The sequence below is a fragment of the Streptomyces sp. RPA4-2 genome (genome assembly GCF_012273515.2).
Lineage (GTDB): Bacteria > Actinomycetota > Actinomycetes > Streptomycetales > Streptomycetaceae > Streptomyces > Streptomyces kaempferi.
The window spans coordinates 7,757,074-7,774,129 of record NZ_CP050975.2; the positions used below are offsets into that span (position 1 = coordinate 7,757,074).

A 17,056-nucleotide genomic window follows, 5' to 3' on the forward strand; every position below is an offset into this window, starting at 1 on the left:
GAGAACTTTTTGGAATGCTTCGCATCGATTTCGCGGTGACACTCGACGGCGTGTCCGAAGGCCCCGCGCGGCGGCCGATTCGGCACATGCCGAAGGCAGTGCCGGTGAACGGACGGTCAATTTCCGTTTTGACTCGCCGGTTTGGCGGACGATCAGTAGCCTCAGCTCGAACACCGGATCGCCTACGCCGTCGACTACGCCTTGGAGAGATAGATGGAGCGTCCCGCCTGGGCCCCACGCAGCATTGACATCTCGGTGCCGAGCGTGTCCCGCATCTATGACTACTACCTCGGCGGTTCGCACAACTTCGAGGTCGACCGGGAAGCCGCTCGCAAGGCGATGGAGTTCCTGCCCGGACTGCCCAAGATCATGCAGGCGAACAGGGCGTTCATGCGTCGCGCCGTGCGCTTCGCGGCGGACGAGGGCATCTCGCAGTTCCTCGACATCGGCTCCGGCATCCCGACCTTCGGCAACGTCCACGAGGTCGCGCGGGCGGCCCGCCCCGGAGCCCACGTCGTGTACGTCGACCACGACCCGGTCGCCGTCGCGCACAGCCAGGCCGTCCTGCGGGACGTCGACGACACGGACGTGGTCGCGGCCGATCTGCTCAAGCCCCAGGAGATCCTGGCGAGCGCCGAGGTGCAGCGGCTGATCGACCTGAACCGGCCGGTCGCCCTGCTGCTGGTTGCCATACTTCACTTCGTGGAGGACGCGGACGACCCGTACGCTGCGGTGGCCGAACTGCGCGACGCGCTCGCGCCCGGCAGCCTGCTCGTCGTCACGCACGCCTCCTACGAGGGAATTCCGCTCCCGCCCGAGCGGACCGAGGGTGCGGTCGACGTGTACAAGGACATTCGCAACCCGCTGATCATGCGCTCGCGCGAGGAGATCGCGCGGTTCTTCGAGGGGTACGACATGGTGGAACCCGGACTGGTGCCGATGCCGATCTGGCGGCCCGACACCGCGCCCGAGGACGAGGATCCCTATTCCTTCTCCGGGTTCGCGGGCGTGGGGCGCACGGCGTGACCGCGGAGCCGGACGGGCCGGAGGACAGACTCCGCCGGTTCGCGACGATCTGGAGCCGGGCGGTCTTCCCGGTCACCTCGACCTCGCTGACCCGGCCCGAGTTCGAGCAGCAACTCGTACCGCTGGCGCGGCGGTTGAGCGAGGCACTGCGAGCAAGGACCTTCCAGGCGACCGAGGGACAGGCGGTCGGCGCCGCGATCGTCTCCGCGCACTGCACCGATCCGGAGGCGCTGAGCCGCACCCTCGACTGCGTGGACGCCTACCTGGTGCTCTACTGCGGCGAGGACGGACCCCAGGAGGCCCTGCGTACCCGCTCGGCGCGCCTGCAGCACGCCATGGCCGCCGGATTCGCGCGGGCGCTGCGGGAGCGGACGCTCAGCGAGCAAGAGGCCATCTACCAGGCCGCGTTGAACGCGCGCAGCACGGTGGCGGAGGCACTGCACGCCAGTGAGGCCCGCTTCCGCGCGGTGTTCGAGGGCGCGGCCATAGGGATCGCCATCGCCGACCTCGAAGGCAACATCCTCCAGGCCAACGGAGCCCTCCTGCGGATGTTCGGCGGCTCCGAGCAGACGATGCGCGGCCGTCGGGTCCCCGAGTGGACGCACCCCGACGACGCGCCCCAAGTCTGGAAACTCTACGAGGAGTTGGTCAACGGCGAGCGCGAGCACTACCACGTCGAAAAGGCCTTCTACCGGCCCGACGGTACGGCCCTGTGGACCAACTTGACGGTGTCCCTGCTGCGCGACGCGGACGGCGAACCGCAGTACCAGCTCGCCCTCATGGAGGACACCACCGAGCGCCGGCTGCTCAACCTGCGGCTGCGCTACGAGGCCACGCACGACGCGCTCACCGGACTGCCCAACCGGACCCTGTTCTTCGAGCGCCTGGAGAAGGCGCTGTCCGCGGGCGACGACCAGCGGTTCGGCCTGTGCTACCTCGACCTCGACGGCTTCAAGACCATCAACGACAGCCTCGGTCACGCGGCCGGGGACCGGCTGCTCGTGGAGGTCGCCGACCGGCTGCAGTCCTGCGCGACCGCACCGGGCGAGATGGTCGCACGGCTCGGCGGCGACGAGTTCGTGGCCCTCACCACCGGCCCCGACACCGAGCGCGAGGTCGACGAACTCGCCGGGCGCATCATGAACGCCCTGGTCACCCCGATCAGCATCGACGGCCGCGAGTTGGCCGTGCGCGGGAGCATCGGCATCGTCGAGGGACCCGCGGGCGAACGCGGCCCGGCTGAGGTGCTGCGCAGCGCCGACATCACGATGTACCGCGCCAAGTCCGCGGGCGGCAACCGCTTCGAGCTCGCCGACCCCGAGGCCGACGCCCGCGCGATCACCCGGCACGGTCTCACCACGGCGCTTCCGGCGGCCCTCGACCGGGGCGAGTTCTTCATCGAGTACCAGCCGCTGGTGCACCTCGGCGACGGCAGCGTGCACGGCGCGGAGGCGCTGGTGCGCTGGCTGCATCCGCAGCACGGCGTGCTCGGACCCGACCAGTTCATCCCGCTCGCCGAGCACACCGGGCTGATCGTGCCGCTCGGCCGGTGGGTCCTGGAACAGTCGGTCCGGCAGGCCCGCCAGTGGCAGGAACGGCATGCCGGGCCCGCCCCGTTGCGGATCAACGTCAACCTGTCGCCGTGCCAGCTGACCCATCCGGGTCTGGTCCAGGACACCGTGGACATCCTGGAGCGCGAGGGGCTCGACGCCGGCGCGCTGTGCCTGGAGGTCACCGAGTCCGCGCTGATCGGCGCCGACGACGACCTCCTCAAGCCGCTGCGCCGGCTCGCCGAGATGGGCGTGGACATCGCCCTCGACGACTTCGGCACCGGCTACTCGAACCTCGCCAACCTGCGCCGGCTGCCCGTGAGCATCCTCAAGCTGGACCGTTCGTTCACCCAGGGCATGCAGCAGTTCCCGGCGGATCCGGTCGACCTCAAGATCGTCGAGGGCATCGTCTCGCTCGCCCACAGCCTCGACCTCGCGGTCACGGTCGAGGGCGTCGAAACGGGCGCACAGGCCGAACAGCTGCGGATACTGGGCTGTGACACCGCCCAGGGCTGGTACTACGCACGGCCGGGGCCGCCGGAGCGCCTGCACGAGCTGGCCCTCGTCGACGCCGCCGGCTGAGGCCTCGCACGGGGGTGGTCTCCTGGGCAGGAGGCCACCGAGCGGCCCGGGGCACGAGCGGGAGGTAGGGCATGGCGGACGAGCAGCCGATCGTCGGCCGGGAGACGGAGCTCGCCGAGCTGTCCGGGCTGGCCGCGTCGCCCGACGGGCGGGCCCTGCTGCTGCGGGGCGAGGCGGGCGTCGGCAAGAGCGTCCTGCTGGACGCGGCCGCGGCACGGTCCCTCGCCCTCGGACATCGGGTCGTCCGCGCGGCCGGCGTGGAGGCGGAGTCGGAACTGCCGTTCGCGGGGCTGCACCAGATCCTGCATCCACTGCTCCCGAAGGCCGCCGGCCTCGACCGGGTCACCCGCGCGGCCTTCGACACCGTCTTCGGGCGTACGACGGGCGAGGCGCCCTCGGTGATGGCGCTGGGCGTCGCCGTACTCGACCTGCTGGCGCTGGTGTCCGGCGACAGGCCGCTGCTGGTGGTCGTCGACGACGCCCACTGGTTCGACCCGCAGAGTGCCGAGGTGGGCCGGTTCATCGCCCGCCGGCTGTCCGCGCACGCGGTTCGGATGGCCATCGGGGTACGGGCGGACGTCGCCTCGGCGTGGGACGCGGCAGGCCTTCCCGAACTGGCGGTCCCGGCCCTCGACGCCCGCGCGGCCGCCCTGCTGCTCGACTCGCACGCCCCGGATCTCGCCGAGGGCGCCCGCCGCCAGGTCCTCGAACAGGCCCGGGGCAACCCGCTCGCCCTGCTGGAGCTGCCGCGCGCCCTGCGCGAGGGCACCGCCCACGGCACCGGGCCCCGTGAGCTGCCCCTGTCCCGGCGCCTCGAACAGCTCTACGGGGACCGGATCAGGACGCTCCCCGCCGCCGAGCGCACCGAGCTCCTGCGAGGCGCCCTCGACGGCACCGGCGCGGCGCCGGCACCGGCCGACCGGACCCGCTACCGGCTCAGCGAGGTCGAGGGCGCGCTGGCCGCCGGACTGCTCACCGTGGACGCCGCCACCGGCGACCCGGTGTTCCGGCACCCGCTGGTCCGCTCAGCGCTGTTGCAGTCCGCCACCCCGAACGAGCGGCGTGCCGCCCACGCGGAGCTGGCCCGGCTGCACCACGCGGACGTCGAACGCCACGCCGCCCATCTCGCGGCCGCCACCGTCGACCCCGACGAGGCCGTCGCCGCCGTCCTGGAGCGGGCCGCCCGTTCCGCCACGGCACGGGGCGGGGCGGCGTCCGCCGTCGCGCTGCTGACCCGTGCCGCCGAACTGAGCCCCGGCTCCGCACCGCGCTCCCGCCGCCTCGGCGACGCGGCCTTCGTGGCGGCGCAGTCCGCGCTCCTCGACCAGGCACAGGAACTGCGGGAGGTCTCCGACCGGCTGGCCGGCGCCCACCAGTCGCCCACCGCCGTGATCACCTCGGCGTACGCGGCGCTCTACCGGGACGGCGACGTCCGGTCCGCGCACCGCCGGGTCGCCGCCGCGCTAGGGTCACTGCCCTCGGACGGCGACCCGGAGATCCGGACCCGGCTGCTCAACCTGCTGCTCGCCATCAGCCTGTTCGCCGCCGATCCGACCCTCTGGACGGTCACCGACGCCCTGGTGGACGCGGGCCCGGCCGCGTCGCTCACCTCGCTCTACCGTGACGCGTTCGGTGATCTCGCCCGGCGCGGGGCGGGCGCGCGCGAACGGGTCCAGGACGCGTTCGCCCGGCTCGGCGAGGAACAGCCGTGGGACGTCATGCGGCTCGGGGTCGCGGCGTACTACCTCGACGCGCTCGGCGACCAGCGTCCGCTGGTGCGCCGGGTCGCCGACCGGGAGGCGGACAGCGGGGCGGTCACCAACGCGATGACCCTGCTCCAGCTGGTCATGCTCGACCAGATCAACAGCGGCGAATGGGACGCCGCCGAGCGCACCGGCAAGCGCGGCCTGGATCTCACTGCCACCCATGGCTACGCCCTGTTCGCGCACCAGTACCACGGCTTCCTCGGGCTGATCGCCGCCTGGCGGGGCGACACCGAGGGTGCCACGGCGGCGCTGAACCGCCTCGACCGGTGGGCCCGGCCGCGCGGTGTCGGCTACCTCACCCAGCTCGCCGAGGCCATCGGCGCGGCCGCGCACCTCACCGCGGGCGACTTCGAAGGGGCGTACGCCTATGCGGGCGGCCTCACCGCGCCCGGCACGTTCACGCCCTACTCGCAGCAGGCCCTGCGCACCCTGCTGGACCTGGTGGAGTCGGCCGTGCACACCGGCCGCACCGCGCAGGCCCGCGCGCACGCCGTGGCCGCCCGCGACCAGGGCCTGCCCGCGATCTCGCCGCGCCTCGCCTTCCTCACCGCCGCCGCCCTGGCGATGACCGAGGACGACACGCGGGCACGGGAGGCGTTCGAGCGGGCGGTGGCCCACCCCGCCGGGGCGGAGTTCCCCTTCGAGCTGGCCAGGGTACGGCTCGCCCAGGGCATGTGGCTGCGCCGGGCCCGGGAGCGGGCGGCAGCCCGCACCTGTTTCGAACAGGCGGCCGAGATCTTCGACCGGCTCGGCGCGGCGCCCTGGGCCCGGCGGACCCGGGCCGAACTGCGCGCCGCCGGAGCCGCCACGGGCCGGAGCGCGCACGGCGCGGCCACGGCGCTCACCGCGCAGGAGCGGCAGATCGCCGAACTCGCCGCGAGCGGACTGAGCAACAAGGAGATCGGCGCCCGGCTCTTCCTCTCGCCGCGCACGGTCGGAGCGCACCTCTACCGGGTGTTCCCCAAGCTCGGCATCTCCTCCCGGGCCTCGCTGCGGGATGCCCTGGCGGGGAACTCCGCAGAGGCCGGATGAGTCCCGGCCGGGACACCCGCTCCCGGCCGACACCACCGCCTGCCGGCCACGGTGTTCGTCGGCCGGCCATGGTGTCGGTCGGCCGCGGTGCTCGTCGGCCGGTCGTGGTGCCGGTCGGCCATCGTGTTCGTCGGCCGGTCACGGTGTCGGCCGGCCTCGGTACTCGTCGACCGGTCACGACATCGGTCGGCCACCATGTTCGTCGGCCGGTCAGGACGTGCGTCGGCCACCGTGTTCGTCGGCCGGTCAGGACGTGCGTCGGTCACCGTGCTCGTCGGTGGGTGACCGCAGGTGTCAGTCGGTCACCACAGTCATTCGACCGATGCGGCGCCCCTGACCGCCGGGGGAGTCTGGACCCGTCGCGCCGCCCCCGGAGGCGGCCCCGAGGAGTCCAGGAGAAGGCCATGCCCGACTCGCGCACCCCCGTCGTTCTCATCCACGGCCTCTGGCTGCACGCCACCTCGTGGCAGCCCTGGGCCGACCTGGCCGAGGAGCACGGATACGCGCCGCTGGCCCCCGGCTGGCCCGGTGAGGCCGCCACGGTCGCCGAGGCCCGGCGTCACCCCGAGGCCGTCGCGGGACTCGGCATCGACGAGGTCACCGAGCACTACGCCGGAATCATCCGCGCCCTGGACCGTCCGCCGGTGCTCGTCGGGCACTCCTTCGGGGGCCTGATCGCGCAGAAGCTGCTCGGCGCGGGTCTGGGCCGGGCCGCGATCGCCATCGATCCAGCCCAGATCAGGGGCGTCAAGGCGCTGCCCCCGGCGCAGCTGCGCGCGGGCTTCCCCGTCCTGGGCAACCCCGCCAACCGGCGCCGCGCGGTCTCCCTGACCGCCGGGCAGTTCCGCTACGGCTTCGGCAACGCGCTGGAGCGGAGCGAGTCCGACGACCTGTACGAGCGCCTCACCATCCCCTCGCCGGGACGACCGCTGTTCCAGGCGGCGTTCGCCAACTTCGCGCGACGCTCCCCGGCGGCGGTGGCCACCGGCAACGCGGACCGCGGACCGCTGCTGCTGATCTCCGGCCAGGCCGACCACACCGTCCCGGACGTGGTGACCCGCTCGGCGTACAAGCTGTACGGCGACTCGTCGGCGGTCACCGAGCTCAAGCAGTTCCCCGACCGCGGCCACTCCCTGGTCGTCGACCACGGCTGGCGCGCGGTGGCCGACCACGCCCTGCGGTGGCTGGCCTGCCGGGGGATCCCGGGCCGGGACACCTTCCACCTCTGACCACCCCGGGGCGGCCCACAAGCCGTCCCGGCACGAGAACCGCCCACCCACATACCCACAGCACATCGGAAGCCCCTTGAACCGGGCGCCACAGCACAGGAGTTGAAGAGGATGAGCACGGAACTTCAGGGCCGGACCGCCATCGTCACCGGTGCCAGCAAGGGCATCGGACTGGCCGTCGTCCAAGCGCTGGCCGGGGCGGGCGCGAGGGTCGTCGCCGGGTCGCGCACCACGACGGAGGCGCTGGACACGCTGGTCAAGGAGGGCTCGGTCACCTGGGTGCCCGTCGACCTCGCCGAACCCGGGGCCGCGGAACAGCTGGTCGCGGCGGCCGGTGAGCGCGTGGACATCCTCGTCAACAACGTCGGTGCCGCCCCGGCCCGCACCGGCGGCTTCCTCTCGGTCACCGATGAGGACTGGCAGCGCACCGTCGACCTGAACCTGCTGACCGCCGTACGGGTGACCCGGGCCGCCCTGCCGGTGATGCTGGCCGCCGGCCACGGCTCCGTGGTGACGGTCGCGTCGGTCAACGCCACCCTGCCCGACCCGTTGGTGATCGACTACAGCGCGGGCAAGGCGGCGCTGGTCGCCTTCTCCAAGGCGCTGTCGAAGGAGGTCGGCCCGAAGGGCATCCGGGTCAACACCGTCAGCCCGGGTCCGGTGGAGACCGAGCTGTGGCTCGGCGGCGGGGGGGTGGCCGAGACCGTCTCGGCCGCCGCCGGGATCACGCCGGACGACGTGATCGCCCAGGTGTCCGGTGCCACCGTCACCGGCCGCTTCTCCCGGTCGTCCGAGGTCGCCGAAGTGGTGCTTTTCCTCGCCGGTGACCGCGCCCCCAACGTCACGGGCAGCGACTTCGTGATCGACGGCGGCTTCATCCCCACGCGCTGACCCTGCGCCCCTGTCTCCACCCCGCACGGCCCACGGCGCCCTGACCGGGCGGTCAGGGCGCGCGGCCGTGACGGTGGAGGCGACCGCTTCCGACGGCAGGCACACAGCTCCGGCCACCGCGACGCGCGGCCCCGGCCATCAGGCGGCGGCCCCGGCCATCAGGCGGCGGCCCCGGCCACCAGGCGCCGGCCCCGGCCACCACGGCGACGTACCCGCCGCCCCCGTCGGACTCAGCGCTCCAGCAGCATCCGCTGCAGTTCCCTGGCGGCCCGCGGCGGCGCCACGTCGCTGCGGTGCGCGAGCGCGATCGTCCGGTGCAGTCCGGGCGGGGCCAGCGGGGTGACCCGCAGGCCCCGCCCGGACCGCGTCGCGACCATGCGCGGGACGACGGCCAGGCCGAGACCCGAGCGGACGAAACCCAGTACGGCGTCCATCTCGCCGCCCTCCACCGCGAAGTCCGGCTCGAAGCCCTCGGCGCGGCAGGCGGCCACCGTCAGTTCCCGCAGGTCGTAGCCGTGCCGGAACATGACCATGCGGGCGCCCTCCAGGTCGGGGATCCGGACCGTACGGCCCCCGCCGGGCGCGGGCGACTCCGGCGAGGACACCACCACCAGATCCTCGCGCAGCAGTTCCACCGTGGTCAGCGCGGGGGACGGAGTCGGCAGCGGGAGCACGACCAGGGCGAGGTCGAGGGCGCCGCGGGCCAGCTCCCGGACGAGGTCGTGGGAGCCACCCTCCTCGATCAGCAGCCGGATGCCGGGATAGCGGTCGTGGAAGGCGCGCAGCACGTCGGGCAGCAGCCCGGTGCACACGCTCGGGGTGGCGCCGAGACGGACCCGGCCGCTGCGCAGCTGGGCCAGCTCCTGCACCTCGTGCCGGGCCGTGTCCGCGTCGGCGAGGATGCGGCGGGCCAGCGGCAGCAGCGCCTCGCCCGCGTCGGTCAGCGTGATGTTGCCGCGCGCCCGCAGGAAGAGATCCGCCCCCAACTCCCGCTCCAGCGACCTGATCTGCTGGGAGAGGGACGGCTGGGCCACATGGACCAGCTCGGCGGCCCGGGTGAAGTGCCGGGTCTCGGCGACCGCCACGAAGTACTGGAGCTGCTGGAACTGCACCCCACCACGATAGGCCACCCCTATCGAAACGAGCGACACCATGTCTTGGACCGATCGGCACTCCGCCGCCTAGCGTGCTCAGTCATGGCACTGGCAACGCGGACGGACCGACGACCGTCCTTGACCCGCACCGTGTGGGACAGCTCTCTCGGGAAGAAGTCCGTGATGGCGGTGAGCGGCCTGATCATGCTGCTCTACCTGGTCGTCCACATGCTCGGCAACCTGAAGATCTTCTTCGGGTCGGGCGACTTCAACCACTACGCGCACTGGCTGCGCACCATCGGCGAGCCCTTCCTGCACTACGAGTGGGCCCTGTGGATCATCCGCGTGGTCCTGGTCGTCGCCGTCGTCGCGCACGCCACCGCCGCCTACCAGCTGAGCCGCCGCGACATCAGGGCACGCCCCAGCCGGTACGTCCACAGCAAGCCCCGGTCGAGCTATGCCACGCGCACCATGCGCTGGGGCGGGATCATCCTCGGCCTCTTCATCGTCTGGCACCTCCTCGACCTGACGACCGGCACCGTGCACTCCGGCGGCTTCCAGCCCGGACACCCCTACCAGAACGTCGTCGACACCTTCTCGACCTGGTACGGCGACGTGATCTACATCGTCGCCATGCTCGCGCTCGGCCTGCACATCCGGCACGGCTTCTGGAGCGCGGCACAGACCCTGGGCGCCGGCAGCCGCACCCGCGACCGCGCCCTCAAGACCATCGCCAACGTCCTCGCGATGGTGCTGACCGCGGGCTTCATCGCCGTACCCGTGGCCGTGATGACCGGAGTGGTGAGCTGAACATGACCCCATCGTCCGCATACGCCGACTACACGACCGGTGAGCCGGTCGCCGACGGCAAAGCCCCGCAAGGTCCGGTCAACGAGCGCTGGGACACCCGCCGCTTCGAGGCCAGGCTGGTCAACCCCGCCAACCGCCGCAAGCACCGGGTGATCGTCGTCGGCACCGGCCTCGCGGGCGGCGCCGCCGGCGCCACGCTCGCCGAACAGGGCTACCACGTCGTCCAGTTCTGCTACCAGGACTCACCCCGCCGGGCCCACTCGATCGCCGCCCAGGGCGGCATCAACGCGGCCAAGAACTACCGCAACGACGGCGACTCCGTCCACCGGCTGTTCTACGACACCGTCAAGGGCGGGGACTTCAGGGCCCGGGAGTCCAACGTCCACCGGCTCGCGCAGATCTCCGTCGAGATCATCGACCAGTGCGTCGCCCAGGGCGTGCCCTTCGCCCGTGAGTACGGCGGCCTCCTCGACACCCGCTCCTTCGGCGGCGTCCAGGTCTCCCGCACCTTCTACGCCCGCGGCCAGACCGGCCAGCAACTGCTGCTCGGCGCGTACCAGGCACTGTCCCGCCAGATCGCCGCGGGCACCGTCGAGATGCACCCGCGCACCGAGATGCTCGACCTGATCATGGTCGACGGCAGGGCACGCGGCATCGTGGCCCGCGACCTGGTCACGGGCCGCGTCGACACGTACTACGCGGACGCGGTGGTCCTGGCCAGCGGCGGATACGGCAACGTCTTCTACCTCTCGACGAACGCCATGAACTCCAACGCCACCGCGATCTGGCGGGCCCACCGGCGCGGCGCCTACTTCGCCAACCCCTGCTTCACCCAGATCCACCCCACCTGCATCCCGCGCACCGGCGACCACCAGTCCAAGCTGACACTGATGAGCGAGTCGCTCCGCAACGACGGCCGCATCTGGGTCCCGAAGGCCGCCGGAGACACCCGCCCGCCGAACGGGATCCCCGAGGACGAGCGCGACTACTACCTGGAGCGCATCTATCCCTCCTTCGGCAACCTGGTGCCCCGCGACATCGCCTCCCGCGCCGCGAAGAACGTCTGCGACGAGGGCAGGGGAGTGGGCCCCGGCGGCCAGGGCGTCTACCTGGACTTCGCCGACGCCATCCGGCGCATGGGCAAGGCGAAGGTCGAGGAGAAGTACGGCAACCTCTTCGACATGTACGCCCGGATCACCGCCGAGGACCCCTACACCGTCCCGATGCGGATCTACCCGGCCGTGCACTACACGATGGGCGGACTCTGGGTCGACTACGACCTCCAGACCACCGTCCCCGGCCTGTTCGCGATCGGTGAGGCCAACTTCTCCGACCACGGAGCCAATCGCCTCGGCGCCTCGGCGCTGATGCAGGGCCTCGCCGACGGCTACTTCGTCCTGCCGTCCACGATCAACGACTACCTCGCCCGCAACCCGCACCACGAGGAGGTCACCGACGAACACCCCGCCGTGCAGGAGGTGCTGGCGGAGACCGAGGACCGGCTCCGGCTGCTCCTCGCCGTCGACGGCGACCGCACCCCCGACTCCTTCCACCGCGAACTCGGCGAACTCATGTGGGAGTTCTGCGGCATGGCCCGCACCGAGACGGGACTGCGCAAGGCCCTGGAACGCATCCCGCAGATCCGCGAGGAGTTCTGGCGCCGCATCAAGGTTCCCGGCACGGGCGAGGAGTTCAACCAGTCGCTGGAGAAGGCCAATCGCATCGTCGACTACCTGGAGCTCGCCGAGCTCATGTGCCTCGACGCACTGCACCGGGCGGAGTCCTGCGGCGGCCACTTCCGTGAGGAGTCCCAGACCCCGGACGGCGAGGCGGAGCGGCGGGACGAGGAGTTCTCGTACGCGGCCGCCTGGGAGTTCACCGACACCGGTGCCGCACCCGTCCTGCACAAGGAAGACCTCGTCTTCGAGTACGTCCACCCCACCCAGCGGAGCTACGCATGAAGCTCACCCTGCGCGTCTGGCGCCAGCAGAACGCCGACGCCGACGGAGCGATGTCCACGTACGAGGTGGACGACATCTCGGCCGACATGTCCTTCCTGGAGATGCTCGACACCCTCAACGAGGAGCTCATCCTCAAGGGCGAGGACCCCGTCGCCTTCGACCACGACTGCCGCGAGGGCATCTGCGGCGCGTGCTCGCTCGTCATCAACGGTGACGCGCACGGACCCGAGCGCACCACGTCCTGCCAACTGCACATGCGCTCCTTCCGGGACGGCGACACGATCGACGTCGAGCCCTGGCGCGCCGCCGCCTTCCCCGTCGTGAAGGACCTCGTGGTCGACCGGTCCGCCTTCGACCGGATCATCCAGGCCGGCGGCTACGTCACCGCCCCCACCGGCGCCGCGCCCGAGGCCCACGCCACACCCGTACCGAAACCGGACGCCGACTTCGCCTTCGAGCACGCCGAGTGCATCGGCTGCGGGGCGTGTGTGGCGGCCTGCCCGAACGGTGCGGCGATGCTGTTCACCTCCGCGAAGATCAACCACCTGAACGTCCTGCCGCAGGGCGCCCCCGAACGCGAGACACGGGTGCTCGACATGGTGGCGCAGATGGACGAGGAGGGGTTCGGCGGTTGCACCCTCGCCGGGGAGTGCGCCACCGCCTGCCCGAAGGGCATCCCGCTGGTCTCCATCACCAGCATGAACAAGGAGTGGCTGCGGGCCACCCGCAAGACCGGACGGCGCTGACACCGAGGCCACTTGTTCACAGAGCGTTCGCCGTAACGGTGCGGACGGGCGGGGCCGGGAGTGGTGCTCATCCCCGGCCCCGTCTCGCACCCGGGGGCAGCCCCTGGCATTCAACATCCCCACATCCCGGCTCCTGGCACAGGTCACGCGCACGCCAACCGGTATCGGAAGAACAGGAGCGCGCGGACCGCACCGAAACGGCCCGCCGCCGCACCGCCGAACCGGCCCGTGACCAGGAGAGTGCCATGACCGGCGTTTCCACCCTCGACAGCCCCCCGCAGCCGCTGGCCCCCACCCGCTACACCGTCTCCCTCGCTCGCTCCGAGGAGGACGTCCGGGCCGCCCAGCGGCTGCGCCACGACGTCTTCGCGGGCGAGATGGGCGCCCTGCTGACCACTCCGCAGCCGGGCCTCGACATCGACTCCTTCGACGCCTACTGCGACCACCTGCTGGTCCGCGACACGCAGACGGACCAGGTCGTCGGCACCTACCGGCTGCTGCCGCCGGACCGGGCCGCCGTCGCCGGCCGCCTCTACTCGGAGAGCGAGTTCGACCTCGGCCCGCTCGACGCGATCCGCCCCGGACTCGTCGAGGTCGGCCGCTCCTGTGTGCACCCGGACCACCGCGACGGCGCGGTCATCGGCCTCATCTGGGCCGGCATCGCCCGGTACATGGTCGACGGCGGCCACGAGTGGCTAGCGGGCTGCTGCTCGATCCCGCTCGCCGACGGCGGCGCGCTCGCGGCGGGCACCTGGGACCGGGCGCGGGCCAAGTACCTCGCACCCGAGGAATACCGGGTACGGCCCCGGCTGCCCTGGTCCGCCGAGGGCGTCGCCCGCCCGTCGCGCACCGAGCTGCCCCCGCTGCTGCGGGGCTATCTCCGGCTCGGCGCCTGGGTCTGCGCCGAACCCGCGCACGACCCGGACTTCCGGGTCGCCGACCTGTACGTGCTGCTGTCGATGCGGCGGGTCGACCCGCGCTATCTGCGGCACTTCCTCTCGCTCGTACCGGCCTGATGACGCTCACCGACGCCGGGGTACGGAGCGTCTGGCTGCCCAGTGCGCCCTGCACCCCGGGGACCTGCGTGGAACGCACGGGATCCGTCGCGGCCGTACCACGGGCCGTGCTGCGGCTCACCGCGGTCGTCGCCCTGCTCGTCGTCGGCGTCGCGTTCTGCCCGGTCGGCGGACGGATCCCGTCCCGCGTGGTGCGGACCTGGGCCCGCGGGGTCGCCAGGGCGGCGGGCGTCCGGGTCCGGATCACCGGCGCCGCCGCACCCAGCGGCGGTCTGCTGATGGTCGCCAACCACATCTCGTGGCTGGACATCCCCCTGCTCGCCGCCGTCCGGCCGGCCAGGATGCTCGCCAAGTCCGAGATCCGGCAGTGGCCGGTCGCGGGTCCCCTGGCCGCGCGCGGTGGGGTCCTGTTCATCGAACGCGACCGGCTGCGCGCCCTGCCGGGCACGGTCGCGCACATCGCCGGGCTGCTGCGCGACGGTGCCGCCGTCGTGGCCTTCCCCGAGGGCAGCACCTGGTGCGGCCGGGCACAGGGGCACTTCCGGCGGGCCGTCTTCCAGGCCGCGCTGGACGCCGGGGTGCCGGTCCAGCCGGTGCGTCTGCACTACCGGTTCGCCCGGGGGACGGCGAGCACCGCGCCCGCCTTCGTCGGGGACGACTCCCTGCTCGCCTCGCTGTGGCGGGTGGTCTCGGCGCGCGGGCTCGTCGCCGACGTCGAGGTGCGGCCCGCGCTCACGCCGGGCAGTCATGCCGACCGACGTGACCTGGCCCGCGCGGCGCAGGGAGACCCGGGTCCCCGGGAGGCCCTCGCGCCGACCCTCCTCCACCTCTGACGAACCGTCACGGACCAGGGCGTACGCTCCGACAGGCACCCGGGAGCGTACGGCCTCGCCGGACGGCCGCCGCCACCGCGCCGGGCGCAACCCTGACGACCGGGGACCCTCGCGCTCGGTGCCCCGGTTGTTCACGGGATGGGTCAGGGGATGTGTACGGTCACGGACTTCCCGGGTTCGAGGGCGATCTGCCGACGGAACCCGCCGGCGCGCAGTTCGGTGCGTGTGCCGCCGACGCTGCGGATCGTGGCCGTGGTCGCCTTGCCGTTCCGCCAGGAGAAGTCCACCTCGAAGCCGCCCCGGGCGCCGATTCCGCTGACGGAACCCTTCTTCGACCAGGCCTGCGGCAACGCCGGCAGCAGTTCGACGACTCCCGGCCGTGAGTAGAGGATCATTTCCAGGGCCGCGGTGGGGCCACCGAGGTTCGCGTCGATCTGGAAGATCGTGTAGCTGCCCTGGCTGTACATGTCGAACCAGTTGGCCGAGGTGCCGTTGCCGTTGTTCATCGACGGCCGCAGGACGGTGAGATAGAGCTGGTACGCCTTTTCGGCGTCCTTCAGCCGCGACCAGCACAGCGACCGCCAGGCGCAGGCCCAGCCGAAGCTGTCCATGCCGCGCGCGGTGAGCAGCTTGCGTACGCCGTCGATGAGTTCGGGAGGGCTGGTGTCGGCGGAGATCCGGTCGCCGGGGTAGAACCCGATGAGGGGCGACAGATGGCGGTGTGTGGTCTCACCGAGGTTGTCCGGGCTCATCCACTCCTCGAGCCAGCCGCTCTTCGGGCTGACCCGGGGGAGGTAGAGCTTGGCCCGCATCCCGTCGAGTTCTGAGGCGAGCTGCCCGTCGCGGTCCAGGACGCGGGCCGCGGTCGTGAACTCGCCGAAGAGTTCCCACGCCAGTTCCTGCGCGTACGTGTTGCCCTTGCCGTCCGGTCCGTGCTCCGGCGACCAGGCGGTGTCGTCGACGAGGACCTCGCGCGAGGAACCGTCCGGGTCGGTGACCGTGGTCGTGAGGAGCCGTGACTTCCAGAACTCCGCGGCTCCCTTGAGCACGGGGTAGATGGTCTCCAGGTACGCGCGGTCCTGGGTGTACTCGTAGTGGCGCCACAGCGAGTTGCAGAGCCAGGCGTTGCCGGAGGGATGCCAGGCCCAGCCGCTGCCGCCGTGGACGTTGGTCGAGAAGGCGATGGCCCAGCCCGCGATCTTCCCGGTGCTGTTGCGGAATCGGTTGTCGGGGTTGTTGTAGAGCCGGTGGGTGACGTCCGTCCAGACGGGCAGTTGGGACCGGCAGTACCGGGCGAGGGCCTGGGCGTTCTCGCCCAGCCCGGCCGGGTCGGCCAGCCAGTAGTTCATCTGGATGTTGATGTCCGTGTGGTAATCGGCGTACCAGTCCGGGTTGTTGTTGTGGATCCACAGACCCTGGAGGTTCATGGGCAGCCAGTCCCTGGAACCGGTGATGGTCAGGTAGCGGCCGTACTGGACGTAGGTCGCCTCCAGTTCCGGGTCCGGGGTGGAGGCGTCGGTGTGTCTGACGGCGATGCGTGACCAGGAGTCCAACGACCGTTGCACCACGGAGGATGTGCCCAGGTCGAGGGAGAAGCGGTCGTAGAGGCGCCGGTAGTCGGCCACGTGCGTGGCGAGCAGGGTGGTGCCGGGGACCTTCGCCGCGGCGGAGACCTTGGCGCGGGCCACGGCGAGCGGGTCGGTGGCCGGCTCGCGGAAGTCCTTGCCGGCGTCGGGTGAGTAGTCGGTGCCCGCGCACACGACGATCAGAAGCTCACGGCACCCGGAGAAGGACAGCTTGTCGCCGTCCGCGCGGATCGTGCCCGTGGTGCTGACCGCGCTCACCGAAGCCGCGTACCGCAGGCCGTTCTTGAGGGTGCCGGCGAACGAGAGTCGGCGGTCGCCGTACGAGGTGGACTCGTCGTGGGTGCCTTCCAGGGAGACGGTGCCGGTGTGGGTGCCGCCTCCGGTGAGTCTGATGACGACGACATCGTCCGGATGGCTGGCGTAGGCCTCCCGGCGGAAGGGGACGCCCTGGTGCCGGTAGGTCGCGGACACGACACCGTTGCTCAGGTCGAGGCTGCGTCTGTAGTCGCTGATCGTCCCGGCCGTGTAGTCCGGCAGCGTGACGCGAAGCTTGGCCAGCAGGCCGAAGCTGCCGAAGTCGTCCGGTCCATAGGGGAGTTGGCCGTCTTCGGTGGGAGTGTCGTTGCGTCCGCCGGTCCAGAACGAGCCGTCGGTGAGGTAGAGGAAGTCGTCCGCCGGGTCACAGCCGATCAGGGCGCCCAGCCGGCCGTTGCCCAGGGGCAGGGCCTCCTGGATGATGCGTGACTCGGCGGCGGGTGTGCGATACCAGAGGGTGGTCGCCTCGGCTTCCGGAACGAGCGTCACCCGGTCCGGGCGCTCGGGAGCGGCGTGCGCGGCGAACGGCGGCAGGCCGCCGAAGACCGCGAGACCGCCACCGGCGGCCCCGGTGAGGCGAAGGAAGTCACGACGGGAGGAAGAAGGCACGGCACAGGGT

12 protein-coding genes are annotated in these 17,056 nt (G+C 72.0%); 10 read left to right on the plus strand and 2 right to left on the minus strand.

What is annotated here, in order from left to right:
* Positions 1-213: 213 nt before the first annotated feature.
* The 5 genes from HEP85_RS33900 to HEP85_RS33920 all read left to right on the plus strand — a co-directional run bounded on the left by HEP85_RS33900 (position 214) and on the right by HEP85_RS33920 (position 8,076).
* Positions 214-1,026, plus strand: coding sequence for an SAM-dependent methyltransferase (locus HEP85_RS33900; protein ID WP_168531340.1), 813 nt, complete (start codon positions 214-216; stop codon positions 1,024-1,026).
* Positions 1,023-3,158 (plus strand): bifunctional diguanylate cyclase/phosphodiesterase, encoded by a 2,136-nt coding sequence (locus HEP85_RS33905; RefSeq protein WP_168531341.1) that lies wholly within the window; start codon positions 1,023-1,025, stop codon positions 3,156-3,158. The genes HEP85_RS33900 and HEP85_RS33905 overlap by 4 nt, the downstream gene beginning before the upstream one ends.
* 71 nt (positions 3,159-3,229) lie before the next feature.
* Positions 3,230-5,956: a LuxR family transcriptional regulator gene (locus HEP85_RS33910; protein ID WP_168531342.1), complete on the plus strand. Its 2,727-nt coding sequence runs from the start codon at positions 3,230-3,232 to the stop codon at positions 5,954-5,956.
* 404 nt (positions 5,957-6,360) lie between these two features.
* Positions 6,361-7,185, plus strand: coding sequence for an alpha/beta hydrolase (locus HEP85_RS33915; protein ID WP_168531343.1), 825 nt, complete (start codon positions 6,361-6,363; stop codon positions 7,183-7,185).
* 111 nt (positions 7,186-7,296) lie between these two features.
* Positions 7,297-8,076 carry an oxidoreductase gene (locus tag HEP85_RS33920; RefSeq protein ID WP_168531344.1) on the plus strand — a complete coding sequence of 260 codons (780 nt, stop codon included), beginning with the start codon at positions 7,297-7,299 and terminating at the stop codon, positions 8,074-8,076.
* A gap of 230 nt (positions 8,077-8,306) precedes the next feature.
* Here the strand turns inward: HEP85_RS33920 and HEP85_RS33925 are convergent, their stop codons facing one another.
* Positions 8,307-9,188: a LysR family transcriptional regulator gene (locus HEP85_RS33925; RefSeq protein WP_168531345.1), complete on the minus strand. Its 882-nt coding sequence runs from the start codon at positions 9,186-9,188 to the stop codon at positions 8,307-8,309.
* Between the two features lie 120 nt (positions 9,189-9,308).
* Between HEP85_RS33925 and HEP85_RS33930 the strand changes: the two genes are divergently transcribed.
* From HEP85_RS33930 to HEP85_RS33950, 5 genes are all read left to right on the plus strand, one after another.
* Positions 9,309-9,980: a succinate dehydrogenase gene (locus tag HEP85_RS33930; RefSeq protein WP_168534315.1), complete on the plus strand. Its 672-nt coding sequence runs from the start codon at positions 9,309-9,311 to the stop codon at positions 9,978-9,980.
* Positions 9,981-9,982: 2 nt separating this feature from the next.
* Complete coding sequence (locus tag HEP85_RS33935) at positions 9,983-11,941, plus strand: fumarate reductase/succinate dehydrogenase flavoprotein subunit (protein ID WP_168531346.1); 1,959 nt, start codon at positions 9,983-9,985, stop codon at positions 11,939-11,941.
* Positions 11,938-12,687 carry a succinate dehydrogenase/fumarate reductase iron-sulfur subunit gene (locus HEP85_RS33940; RefSeq protein ID WP_168531347.1) on the plus strand — a complete coding sequence of 250 codons (750 nt, stop codon included), beginning with the start codon at positions 11,938-11,940 and terminating at the stop codon, positions 12,685-12,687. Before HEP85_RS33935 ends, HEP85_RS33940 begins: the two co-directional genes overlap by 4 nt.
* Positions 12,688-12,932: 245 nt before the next feature.
* Positions 12,933-13,703: a GNAT family N-acetyltransferase gene (locus tag HEP85_RS33945; protein WP_168531348.1), complete on the plus strand. Its 771-nt coding sequence runs from the start codon at positions 12,933-12,935 to the stop codon at positions 13,701-13,703.
* Positions 13,703-14,536 (plus strand): lysophospholipid acyltransferase family protein, encoded by an 834-nt coding sequence (locus HEP85_RS33950; RefSeq protein WP_329528038.1) that lies wholly within the window; start codon positions 13,703-13,705, stop codon positions 14,534-14,536. The genes HEP85_RS33945 and HEP85_RS33950 overlap by 1 nt, the downstream gene beginning before the upstream one ends.
* A gap of 143 nt (positions 14,537-14,679) precedes the next feature.
* Here the strand turns inward: HEP85_RS33950 and HEP85_RS33955 are convergent, their stop codons facing one another.
* Positions 14,680-17,046 carry a glycoside hydrolase N-terminal domain-containing protein gene (locus HEP85_RS33955; protein WP_168531350.1) on the minus strand — a complete coding sequence of 789 codons (2,367 nt, stop codon included), beginning with the start codon at positions 17,044-17,046 and terminating at the stop codon, positions 14,680-14,682.
* Positions 17,047-17,056: the final 10 nt, after the last annotated feature.